Annotated in this window: 15 protein-coding genes; 12 read left to right on the top strand and 3 right to left on the bottom strand. The window is 62.9% G+C overall.

The features are described 5' to 3' along the window. The first annotated feature begins 60 nt into the window (after positions 1-60). The 6 genes from NR111_RS17750 to NR111_RS17725 all read left to right on the top strand — a co-directional run bounded on the left by NR111_RS17750 (position 61) and on the right by NR111_RS17725 (position 2,067). Positions 61-243 carry a hypothetical protein gene (locus NR111_RS17750; protein ID WP_017838630.1) on the top strand — a complete coding sequence of 61 codons (183 nt, stop codon included), beginning with the start codon at positions 61-63 and terminating at the stop codon, positions 241-243. A gap of 61 nt (positions 244-304) precedes the next feature. After that, on the top strand, positions 305-538 hold the full coding sequence (gene nrdH, locus NR111_RS17745; RefSeq protein WP_017838629.1) for a glutaredoxin-like protein NrdH: 234 nt from the start codon (positions 305-307) through the stop codon (positions 536-538). A gap of 39 nt (positions 539-577) precedes the next feature. Further along, entirely contained in the window at positions 578-1,153 is a 576-nt protein-coding gene (locus tag NR111_RS17740) for a DnaB-like helicase N-terminal domain-containing protein (RefSeq protein WP_256821576.1), read from the top strand. Beyond that, entirely contained in the window at positions 1,150-1,338 is a 189-nt protein-coding gene (locus NR111_RS17735; RefSeq protein WP_256821575.1) for a hypothetical protein, read from the top strand. Before NR111_RS17740 ends, NR111_RS17735 begins: the two co-directional genes overlap by 4 nt. After that, positions 1,335-1,739, top strand: coding sequence for a helix-turn-helix transcriptional regulator (locus NR111_RS17730; RefSeq protein ID WP_256821574.1), 405 nt, complete (start codon positions 1,335-1,337; stop codon positions 1,737-1,739). Before NR111_RS17735 ends, NR111_RS17730 begins: the two co-directional genes overlap by 4 nt. Positions 1,740-1,776: 37 nt before the next feature. Continuing rightward, complete coding sequence (locus tag NR111_RS17725) at positions 1,777-2,067, top strand: hypothetical protein (protein ID WP_256821573.1); 291 nt, start codon at positions 1,777-1,779, stop codon at positions 2,065-2,067. On the opposite strand, the gene NR111_RS17720 is transcribed toward NR111_RS17725, so the two are convergent. Continuing rightward, complete coding sequence (locus tag NR111_RS17720) at positions 2,042-2,782, bottom strand: SOS response-associated peptidase (protein ID WP_256821577.1); 741 nt, start codon at positions 2,780-2,782, stop codon at positions 2,042-2,044. The two genes, NR111_RS17725 and NR111_RS17720, sit on opposite strands and share 26 nt — an antisense overlap. 522 nt (positions 2,783-3,304) lie before the next feature. Here NR111_RS17720 and NR111_RS17715 point away from each other — a divergent pair. The 6 genes from NR111_RS17715 to NR111_RS17690 all read left to right on the top strand — a co-directional run bounded on the left by NR111_RS17715 (position 3,305) and on the right by NR111_RS17690 (position 9,421). Further along, complete coding sequence (locus tag NR111_RS17715; RefSeq protein WP_256821572.1) at positions 3,305-3,958, top strand: hypothetical protein; 654 nt, start codon at positions 3,305-3,307, stop codon at positions 3,956-3,958. A 1-nt stretch (position 3,959) separates the two neighbouring features. Continuing rightward, positions 3,960-4,751 (top strand): hypothetical protein, encoded by a 792-nt coding sequence (locus tag NR111_RS17710; RefSeq protein WP_256821571.1) that lies wholly within the window; start codon positions 3,960-3,962, stop codon positions 4,749-4,751. Positions 4,752-5,145: 394 nt separating this feature from the next. Then, entirely contained in the window at positions 5,146-5,982 is an 837-nt protein-coding gene (locus NR111_RS17705; protein WP_256821570.1) for a hypothetical protein, read from the top strand. Continuing rightward, the gene (locus NR111_RS17700; RefSeq protein ID WP_256821569.1) at positions 5,983-6,951 is read left to right on the top strand and encodes a hypothetical protein; all 969 of its coding nucleotides are present in this window, start codon (positions 5,983-5,985) and stop codon (positions 6,949-6,951) included. Then, the gene (locus NR111_RS17695; protein ID WP_256821568.1) at positions 6,941-8,302 is read left to right on the top strand and encodes a radical SAM/SPASM domain-containing protein; all 1,362 of its coding nucleotides are present in this window, start codon (positions 6,941-6,943) and stop codon (positions 8,300-8,302) included. Before NR111_RS17700 ends, NR111_RS17695 begins: the two co-directional genes overlap by 11 nt. A gap of 6 nt (positions 8,303-8,308) precedes the next feature. Then, entirely contained in the window at positions 8,309-9,421 is a 1,113-nt protein-coding gene (locus NR111_RS17690; protein ID WP_256821567.1) for a hypothetical protein, read from the top strand. 623 nt (positions 9,422-10,044) lie between these two features. Here the strand turns inward: NR111_RS17690 and NR111_RS17685 are convergent. Both NR111_RS17685 and NR111_RS17680 read right to left on the bottom strand, forming a co-directional pair. Then, on the bottom strand, positions 10,045-10,284 hold the full coding sequence (locus tag NR111_RS17685) for a hypothetical protein (protein ID WP_256821566.1): 240 nt from the start codon (positions 10,282-10,284) through the stop codon (positions 10,045-10,047). Between the two features lie 89 nt (positions 10,285-10,373). Further along, the coding region (locus NR111_RS17680) for a hypothetical protein (RefSeq protein ID WP_256821565.1) at positions 10,374-11,296 on the bottom strand (923 nt) is incomplete at its 5' end.

The following is an 11,296-nucleotide window of genomic DNA, read 5'->3' as shown; positions in this document are numbered from 1 at the left end:
GTACACTAGAAGCAGAGCAGGCCACAAGGCCACTCACCCCGAACCCGAAAGGAGCCAGCCATGGCCCGCATCACCTACTCCGTCACCGCGACCGAGCCCTGGGAGGCCGCCGCCACGCTCGCCACAGTCCTCGACCTCTCGGTCAACCCGCTCACCGTTCACGAGGACCGGGTCACCGTCGTCGCCGACGAAGACGACACCGAGATCGTCGGCACCATCCGCCGCGCGATCTACGCCGCCTGACCCACAACCCCCGCCCATCGCCGCGAGGCAGACGGACACCACGACCGAAAGGACCACCGCCATGGCCATCACCGTGTACACCAAGCCCCAGTGCGTGCAGTGCGGCGCCACCATCAAGGCGCTCGAGAAGGCCGGCCTGGACTACGAGCTCGTCGACATCACCACCGACACCGAAGCCCGCGACTACGTCATGGCTCTCGGCCACCTCCAGGCCCCCGTAGTCGTCGCCGGCACCGACCACTGGGCCGGATTCCGTCCCGACCGCATCAAGGACCTCGGCCGCACCGCTGCCTGAATCACCCGCCAGTAGGGGAGGGGACACACAATGCACACCATGACCGCCGAGGACCCGCAGGCCACCGCCGACCCGGTCGACGTCGACGACCTCGCCGCCGCAGACGCCGCACCCACCGTCCCCGAGCTCGACCCCGAAGCCGCACTGCTGTGCGCACTCCTGCACACCACCGACACCACCGAAGCTCGCCACATCACCCGCCACCTCGAGGCGAGCGACTTTCTCAACCCCCGATACGGCGACCTGTACAGCGTGATCGCCGACCTCATCGCGGCAAGCGAACCCCACCACGCCCCGCGGGTGCTCGCCGCACTCACCAGCGCCGGCCGCATGGCCGGCCACCACGGACGGCTCCTCGCCGATGCCCTCCAGGTCGTCGCACTTCTCGGAACCCCCGCCATCGGAGTGCGCACCCTCGCCGCCGACGTCCTCGACGCCGCTTACCGCCGCCGCTTCGCCCGCACCGCCGCTGAGCTGACCCGTGCAAGCACCGAAGCGGCCACCGACGACCTTTTCGAGATCCTCCTTGGCCAAGGCCGCGCCATGCGTCGCGAAACCAAGCGTCGCGCCGACCTCACCGGCGGACCGACCAGTGGGGGAGAGGGGCGGGGATGACGTTCTTTGTCGGGACAGGCCCCACCGAGTTGCACGCCCACATCGACCTCGACCACCGCATCACCGCCACCATCCAGCCTGGGACGACTCCGGCCGTCACCGTCCTCGACGTCACCTGCAGCGACGGCCACTGGGCCGTCCTGGCCACCCTCAACACCGACATAACAGGCAAGGAGCCCCGGTGACCCCAGATGAGGCCCGATCACTCGGCCGCGCCATCCGCGCCGCACGCATGGAGGCCGGACTCACCCAGCTCAAACTGGCAGTGGCCATCGGAGTGAAATCCCCCTGGATCAGCGCCTGGGAACGCGGCCAATCCCAACCCACCGCCTACCGACAGGCCACGCCGCCCGCCGTCATTAGCCGGGACCAGCTCACAGCAATCGCCGAAGCGCTGGACTGCACCATCGAATCCATCGCCAACCGAGCCGCACTGTCAGCCGCCACTCGAGTCCTCTACGGGCTCGAACCACTCGGCCCCGACCGCACCATCGTCGGAGGTCAACGCTTCGACCTCACCGACGCCGAAGCCGACCGCGTCACCGACTTCATCACCGGACTCATCGCCGCCCGAGAACTGCACTAACCGTCCCTTGTCGGAGGCGACACCTAGGGTGCGCCACATGGACGAACTGCTAGGCCCACTGCGCCGAGCAGCCGAGCAAGCAGGCGAAGCACAGTTCCTCGAACTCCTACGGTGGCACCTCGTCGTGGCCGGCCTCCCAGATGTCGACCCCACCAAGCAGGGCGCCTACCGAGACGCCATCACCGAGCTGGGGGAGGCGCGCACAATCGAACTACTGCGCGACCTGCGCAGACTCGTCCGCAACCCCCGCCGCTACCGCCACGGCGCCGACGGCAAACCTCGCTACCGCCAGGGCCGAACCGTCAGCGATCACCACCACCGCGAGTAACCGCCTCGACCAGGCCGGCATCGCGGCGGTCCAAGGTCCGGACGTTGTTGACCGCCCGCGACACCGGACGGGTTCGAAGAGTCGACGCCACCGCCCGCGATTCGACGTCCAGCAGATCCAGCACGTCTCCTACCTGGTCCTTCTCGAGCTTCTCCGGGGCCAACCAGGTGTCCCACGAGGCAGGGGTCACAAAGACCGGCATGCGGTCGTGCACCTCGCCGACCGCATCCTCACCCGTCCGCGTGATGATCGTGAACGTCGTCCGCCACTGCTCATCACCGTCCTGGCGGTGGAAGGCCAACAGCCCCGCAGCGAGCAGCAGCTCGTCACCCGGGGCATGCACATAGCTGGGGTTCTTGACCTTCTTGCCGTCCTCGAGAGCTTCCTGCCACTCGTAGTACCCGGTCATCGGAACCAGGGCTCGCGCAGAGGCGAACGCCGAACGAAACATGCCATTGGTTGCAGCAGTCTCCAGCCGGGCGTTAATCGGCCGCGGACCCTTCTCCTTCGCCCACGACGGACGCAACCCCCACGTGGGCATGAACGCCTCACTCACCCGCTGGTCGCCGATCAGGCGATCCCGGATTACCGGCGCCCGCGTGCGAGGAGCAACCGAGTAGGTCGGCTCCCACTCGAACCCCGGTTCCGTCCCGTCCAGGTCAAGAACATCGACCAAGGCGGCGCCAGACACCGCTACCGAGTACCGACCACACATGCCGAGACAGTAGCAGCGCCTGGAACGATTCGGCTCTGACCAGCAGGTATTGCGGCCTCTCCTCACAACGCCACCTGAGACTTGAGAGGAAGATCCCCTCACAACAGACCCCTCAGACCGTCATCGGTGGCGGGTATGGCTCCCCGGCGCCCCGCGGACTCGACACACGATCGCTTCTGCACCGATCAATAGATCGATCTATCGAAACATCCGAACTATTGCCCCGAGCAATACCTGAAAAACAGTAGAACGCTGCAAATTGCCCCTCGTGGCATGTTTCAAAAATTGGCTTGGCAAATCGGTCGCTAAATTGCCGGCAGAAAAACTTTAGAAAAGAATTGCAAACCCCTTTTCAGGCGCCATGTTTTTTTGCTACCTTGTGTGGGCCGCACCGCATCGTTGCAGGTAAAACGATCGCAGCGGCATTGCGAACTCAATAGTGGATACCTCCGGAAGCGCTTATCCGCGACTGCTGAAAATGTACCGAAAAGAAGTCCCGAGAATCAACCAAAAGGAGAAATCATGCGTACTGCCAATCTTTCTTTGTCGTCTGTCCCCGCTCACTCGTCCGACTCCGTGTCAATCGTCTTCGACGGCTGGAATGCCGTCCTCGGAGCGTCCGAAGGATTCGGCTACTCCCGCCGGCAACTGTCAACGTTCACGCTGGACCTGCCTCGGCTGGCCGACAGAATCGCCGGAATGCGTCACCACTCAAGCCGGGTGGAACGGATCGCGGTGGTGATGGGGACCCATAATCGGCGCGCCAATCCGGCAGCCCACACCGCGCAAGCCGCCGCAGCCCGGCAGTGGAAGCGAGACCCGCGAGTCACCGTGATCGACCCCGGGATGGAGCAACTCAATGAGCCGACAGTGGGGGAGGGGGTGGTGGTCCCGCTGCGACGCCACTGCGAGGTCCGCGGAGATGCGGAGATCCAGCGGATGCTCACCGAATGGACCGACGACCGCAAGACCGATGTCGCGATCCTCGTCAGCGCCGACGCGGATCACCTGTCGACGGTGACCGACATCCGGCGCCGGCGCCGGACCCACCTCGAGGTGGCCCGATGGGAATGGCAGTGGTCGTCCCTGTGGGAACGCGGCCTGTGGGTGCACCACCTCGGCCACGACCTCCTCGACTCCGTGACCTCCGACTGCAATCCCCGAAAGGCGGCCTGACATGACCACCACCAACACCGCGAACGGACTGCAGGATCACGTGGCCTACCGGATGGAGACCTCCCGGGATCTGCTCGACTGGCTCGGCGGGCAGTTCGCCCGCCGAAACCAACCCCGGACCGGCAACGAAAAAAGCAGCACAGACCAGGCCAGCAGCCCCGCCAAGGGGGCCCAAGCCCGCACGATCGGCAGGCTGGAGGTGCAGGTGGCGCGGGTGTGCGAGCTGGTTAACCTCGCCCTGGCCCAGGTCGATCTCTACGACGACCCGGGGATGGCGTGGATCCTGCTCGAACAGGCCCGCCAGCAACTGGGGCACGCTGCGGTTTCGGCCGCGGCCGGCTCGAGCCGAGACGGCGGCGAGGGCGAGGCCGGTGGGCACGCCGCGATGAGGGCGCAGATCGTGTGGCTGCTTCAGCGCGACCGCATGCCCTGGCCCCAAGACGCCGCGGAAGTCATCGACTTCGGGGGAGGGCCGGGTCTGCTGCCGGACCTGCTACCGGACACCCCGCTCGAACTGCAGCCGCTGCAACTGCTGGCCCACGCGTCCATGACGCTCGCTGCCGGCATCGAGACGCAGAGCATGGGCGAGACGGTGATGGCGATGGCGTTCGGCGAGTACGTGTCGACGATCATGGCAGAGGCCATGGAACTGCTCGCGTCCTGCTCCGACCCGCAGGACGTGGACGAGATCGTCGAGACCGGCCACCAGGTCGCCGACCTCATCGCGGGAGCGTTCCCGCCGGCATGGCAGATGTTCCAGGGGCCGGCCGGCTTCCCCGGAGAGGCCGCCTGACACACCCTGATCGGGCCCACGGGCCCGATCAGGGCACCTGGCCCGCCGAGGCCGACCGGAAGGCGCACAGAACGCACATTATCGGCGGAATCTGTCGTATGAACAGAGGATTGTCGTCACGCAAACTTCGCGGAAGAATGCTAGGTGAGGACTCCCTCACCTGAGACGAAAGGAGAATCTAGATGTCTGCAGAAAATAGGACTTCGGGTACGAACCAGAAGAAGGTGGCTGACTCGCCTACCTTTCTCAAGAGTGTCGTGACGCCCGGCGATACCCGAACCACGATGGGTCTCGCCAAGATGTGCAAGTACAAGTCGTACGGCAACTGATTTCTGCTGATCAGGGAGGTGGCACCAGCTCGTGGCGTCACCTCCCTGTGTAGATCGGGTAACTCATGGCAAAAGTTAAATTCACCAGGTTCAGCGAACCTGGAGAATGGTCCGACCTTATTGAGGAATTGCTGTCGGACGCCGTCACAGGTGGCCGAGTTCCCGCATTCCGCGACCGTTGTCGCGAGTTTGGGATTGATACGACGACACCCCTGTTCGGCACCTTGATCGCCGACCTCGCCTTTATTCGTCCCCCCGATGTCGTTGCACAGTTCGTTGCACGGGTCTTGGGGTTGGAGGACCGGGCGGGAATCGACACGTTCATCGCATGTATGAGGCTGACATCGGCGTACGCGCGCAAACTCGATTCGGATCCTGGAATCGCCCGAACGCTCGTGGGCGCGGCCGCAAGCCTGGCTGTCGACACCGGTCTTGGCGGCATCGTCGTCAAGCGGTGGGTCGGCGTCAACGAGCGAATGCTGGTAAGCACGCAGTGGACCCCCGAGGACATCGCCGCTACCGCCGACAACCAGCCGGAATCCGTAGTTTACGAACTGCTGATCAGCGACGATGCGGGGCTGCGCGAATTGCAGCTGTGTGGTCACGCCTCGTCTCGTCTGGGATGGTGTAGTGCCGAACTCATGCAGTTGACTACCGGAAATCGCCGGTGGCGCGGTCCGCTGGCGTCACAGGACATGCGAAACGTGCATCAAGACCTCGTCCGAACCGTACTGCTTCCCCAGATGGACATTGACGCACGATTCATCTACGAGCATATGAGCGCGGTGATCAGCATGTGCCCCGCGGAATTCAGGGAAATAGCGAAAGACTTTCTCGAGGGCGGAATTATCTACGCAGCAGAGATGTACCAGCAGTTTGAAAATCTTGGAAGTTCGACATAGATGGCCGTCACGACGTTCATTTTCGCTGACTATGACGATCCCGACCTGCCCGCAATGACGGCGGTCCCCGGATCGGTCCACTTCCCTCTCTCTCTCCTCCACGACGCGTACTCGATCCACGCGACCCCGGTGGGCTGGTCGATTTCCTGCGACCAGGGACGCGTGACCGATTCCGACCTCCGTGACTGCTCGGCCGTGGTCTACCGGCGCTGGCGAAGTTCACCCCCAGCTCCGATGGTTCGCGCAGACGCCGAAACAGACGCATCGGTTAGGGCGTTCATCGAGCGTCAATGGAACTCGACCATCGTCGGGCTGCTGTCACTGGCTTACGACTCCGACCCGGCGAAATGGTCGCGAGATCCGATGGCCGTCGATAACAAGCTCCGCACGCTGTGGCAGATCCGCGACCTCGTGCCGACGATTGAGACCGTCATCGGCACGTCAACCCCACTCCTCGACACTGCGGAGGTTGCCGAGGACCGGATCTGGAAGCCTATCGACGCTGACCAATCCGTCGCGGGTGGACGTGCCACCACCGTCATCGCGCCACCTTTGCACGCCGACTTGCGTGAGCCGTGCCCGGCGTTCTACCAGCGCCGGATCCAATCTGTGGCTGAAATCCGCGTCGGCTATTCCTTCGGCACGGTGGCTTCCGTGTGGCAAGAGCCGATTGATGCCCCGGAATCGGTCGTCGACCTCCGCTACGTGGACATGGCTCGAAAGCCATACCCCCATCCGCTGATCGAGCAACAGGCACACGAGATCGCCCGCGTCCTGCACCACGAGGTGTACACCGCCGACATCCTCGTCGACGACTCTGGGCAGATGTGGTGGGCAGATATCAACCCCGATGGGCTGTTCAGCGGTGCGGACTCAGCTGAGGGTGCGTTGAGCGCCTGCCTCACCACTGGTATCAGCCTTCGGTTGAGCCTCCTACCAGCTTGCAAGGAGAACTGCGATGCGAATTAGCCACTACACGCGGATTACCGACTTGGGCGACGGAACCTCACTTCTGCTCAATCTTCCGCACAAGCGTGCCGATGTGATTCCCAACGAGGTCGTCGCCCTCATCGAGGGCGGGAGCCTCGACCAGCATGCCGATACCTCCCGGGCTTTGCTGGAAGCCGGCTACCTCACCGTCCTGTCCTCTGAGGACGAGGTGAGATGGTTCGAGCAGCATGTAGCAGCGCAGATCAGTGAGAAGCAGGCCGCGAACATCGCAGTGGTCACGACCAACTCTTGCAACCTCGCCTGCTCGTACTGCTTCCAAGCCGATACGGGCATGCGGGCGATACCGCAGCGGTATCTCACCGAGGGCGACGCCGATTCGATTCTTCGCTCGGTCAGCTCGCTGATCGGGTCGCGTGGAGTGAGTCATCTCGAACTGTTCGGCGGTGAACCCCTTTTGCCTCGACTCGGGAATGTCGTGCGCAAGCTGGTCCTCGGCGGAGCCGAACTAGGTTTACAAACACACGCGACGACGAACGGCGTGTTCTTACACCATTTCGCCGACGTCCTCTCTCCGACCATGCTCAACGACCTGATCGTCAGCCTGGACGGGACCGCCGAATATCACGACCTTCGCCGAGTCCCGTTGTCCGGCGCCCCGACGTTCTCGACGATCATCAACAACATCGAGCTGGCCCTCGACAAGGGGGTCTCGGTCTATATCCGACCCAATATCGACCGACGGAATATAGATGGTCTTCCTAAGCTCATCGACTTCCTTGACGACCTCGGAATCCTCGCGCACGAATTGGTCAAGTTCCACCACGTGAACGTCCATCCCGATCCGCTTTCCCCAGAGCGCGGTGTCGGCGACCACTACATGAGCGCCAACGAGATCGATGACTACCTCACCAGTCACGGCTACGGCGACTTTGTCTCCGGGGAACACAGCGCGGTGTTCGATTCGCTCGGCACTATGTCGGGCCGCTTGGCTGCCTATCTCCGCGATGTGATCAGTCGGCCGATGTTCGATGCCTGCGGGGCCCCAGCACGGAACATCTACTTCTCCCCTGAGGGCGCCATCTACAACTGCCATGAGTTGGTCGGGCGGCCTGACAAGGCCGTAGGCATGAGCACCAAACGGGGAATTGTCGAGCTTCCGCTATGGGACAAGTGGCGAGCACGCCGGGTCGACCTCCTGAAGAACTGCCGGACCTGCAATCTCGCCCTCGCACACGGCGGCGGGTGCGGGGCGAGGCAGGATACCGAAAGCTTGGACGTCTGGGGGGTATGTGCCGGCTTCCCCGAGGAATTCGATACGAAGGTCGTTGCCTTGGCCCGTGAAGACCGGCTCAGCGTGCAGAGCGCCTGAACTCTGATGGTCATCTCCCTCGCACCAGGGGTTCGGGTCGGATTTCGGGGTAACCCGGTGGTCCTGGTTCCCGGACGCGATCCCCTCATCGTCGACGTGGATACCCATGACTTCCTGCTCAGGGTCGTCAATGAGCATTCCAGTGCCCTCGACCTGGCTGCGGGCGACCACGAGACGGCTCGATCCATTCAATTGCTCGTGGATCACGGCGTGCTGGCGGGTGAACCGGCGGATCGAACAATGCGACTTCAGGCATACGCACCAAGCCTGTCCGACCTGTACGTTCGCCGCGATTCGTATCTACTTCAAATGCTCTTCCGCGGGGCTACGGCAGTCACGGGCCGCTTGGTCGCCTCTATGGCTACCGTATGCCTTGGACTGACCATGCTGTTGATCGCCTCGGCATACGCGATCTGGGGGCTTCCCGTCACTTCGACCATGGGCACGGTGCTCGATCGGCCGGGCACCACGGTCTTGCTCGTGTTTGTGGTTCAGGTCGGCCGCTTACTCTTGCACGAGTCGGGTCACTACGCCGTGGCCGCGCAATGCGGTGACCGGCCTCCTGTTGGCTGCGGGCTTTACCTCTCTGGGCCAGCCCTCTACGTCAACCTTTCATACCTCGAATCGGAGCCGGTGTCCACTCGCTTGCGAGGAGATCTCGCTGGTCTCGCCATCGACGGATACCTCATCGCAGTGCTCACGCTGGCATACCTCTGGCATCCCAGCGGGTTGGCGGCGATCGTCTTACTCTCCCTCTGCACCGTCGCCCTAGTGAGCCTGCGGCCCACCGAGAAATCGGACGGATACTGGGCCTTGAGAGACGCCATGGGGGCACGTGCCGTCTCTGCCACCTGGGCCTCCCCACGAGCCCTGCTCGCCGCGATGCGAGCTCCGGAAACTGAGGTGCGGCGGTTCGCCCGAGTACTGGTGGCCATCTACACGGTGTTAAGCGTGGTCGCGCTCTGTTCACTTCCCCGGTGGCTGTTCGGCGCCTACCGTGCGGTCATCGACGCGAACCCGGGATCGCTGGCGGTAATCGTGTTGGCCGGCGTTGCCTACCCGACGACAATGGTCGTCGCTCTCGTAGCTGTGCGCCGACATCGTCGCAGAGTTGCGTAGGACACCAGCTGTTCACCAGACGATCCAGGAGCGACGATACGATTGAGTCCATTTGGTCTCGTCCCGATTCAGAGTACGTTGATCCGATCCTGAAGATGGTCGGCGTGGGTCAACGACCTGACAATATTAGTGATCGTGACATGTCCGGCTCTTCGACACCATTGCTGGCTCCGGATTGCTCGAATCTTTGATCGGCGGGTCATTAAGTACCGATGTTGAGTCGTGGGGGCGTAGGCACTTCTTTAACTCTCGACATAAGCGGTTCCACTTGGACACCGCTCCGGCGCTCAACACATGGGAACCCGAGTACGAGCACATTCCGCCGGACACTAGCCACGGGCCCAACGGTCAGATGTCCAGTCGGGGGCGCTCACCTGCCCCGATGCCCCGAGCCGGTGCTATAGCAATGCTGGTAGAGCCCAGCCAGTCGCCATGATCATGGTTGGCAAGCTCGGCATGGTGCAGCAGTCCCGCCTGACTGTTCCGGGGACGACAGAATCCGACTTATCGGCGAAGTGGCGAGCGTGAATTGTTGATCAGTCTGGTGCGTCGCGGTCTGCTGTAGTGGCGGAGCTGTAGCCGCCGTCCGGGAGCAGTTTGTCGGTCCCCAGGCTGCAACAAGGTCAGTTGTCACCCTCGATGGTGTCGAAGGCTGCGATGATGTGCGCGGTCGGGTTTGTCCCCTTTGCGAACTGCTGCACTTGTACGCCCTTTGGCCCACCGCGGAGCTGTGATCCTTGTCGCCCCATCTTGATGCGACCGTCAGCCATGCGGACGACTTTGAGCCCGTCGGGCCATTCAGTCGTCTCGTTTCCAGCCTGGTTCTTGTAGGTTCGCGGCGTTCCAAACTTGAATTCGCTCATGGATCGATGATGCCACTGGTGTGGTGGGAGGTTTGCGAGCGATGCCTGAGTGCCGCTGCCGCCGCTAGGTGCAGCGGATCGAAATTGGTCTACGAGGCGGTTGCGTCGAGGGCGTCGTCGACGGGGATGCCGCGGGCCATCTTGATTAGCGCACGGATCGCAGTCTCGTTACTGGCCAAGTCGCTGCTGTCTAAGCTGACGCGATAGCGCCGCCACCGCTTGTCATAGGTGAGGGCGGATAGTCCCCAGTTCTCGATAGCAGAGTCGAGGGTGTCGGTACGGTCGATCCGCGCTTCGAGGGTGACGTTCTTCTTGCGGGGCCGGAAGGTGATGAAGTTATTTGCCAGCCCGGCCTGTTGGAGGCCGATGTAGTGCTTGTTGTACTTGAGCGTGACATTGGATCCTTCCTCGTTGATCAATTCCAGTAGTTGATCGGTCAACTTCAGAATCGCGGGGTGGGCGCGATTCTCCCAGTAGCTACGGTCGGTCTCGTGTCCAGAGTCGTCGTCTTCCTCGGGTGCGGGCAGGGCGAGGTCGAGCACCTTGGTGGCGTGCAAGGTAAGAGCACCGCCGACATCGAGTGCGGACATCTGGATCGCGATCAGCGGAATTGCCTGGTTAAACAGGCTGATGACGTTAAGGAAGCGGCCCGTGATCTCCTCGGCGACGATGACGGCGACGTGGTCGTACTGGGGAAATCGCCGCCGTTCATTGTCCCAGTACTCGAGGGTTCGGATGATGTGGGACTCGTCTGTGGGGCCGAGTTGGATTTCGACCTCGTAGCGTGTGGTGGTTTCAGGGTCGAACAGTAGAAGATCTAGGCGACCGGCGCTCGGTTGGCGTCGCTCGACATCTTTGACATCGAGGTCAGAGATTCCTAGCCCCAAGATCGAGACATCGTTGATGATCTGCTCTTGAAGCCACCTCTCCGTGAAGAAAGGATGCGTCTTCAACGGCTGGCAGATAGGGCTAGTGGGTACGCCTAGTCCGGCGATCCGGTACTTCGATTCCG

The organism is Dietzia sp. Die43 (genome assembly GCF_024519835.1).
In the GTDB taxonomy this organism is placed as follows: Bacteria; Actinomycetota; Actinomycetes; order Mycobacteriales; family Mycobacteriaceae; genus Dietzia; species Dietzia kunjamensis.
This window is presented reverse-complemented; position numbering and strand designations above follow the sequence as displayed.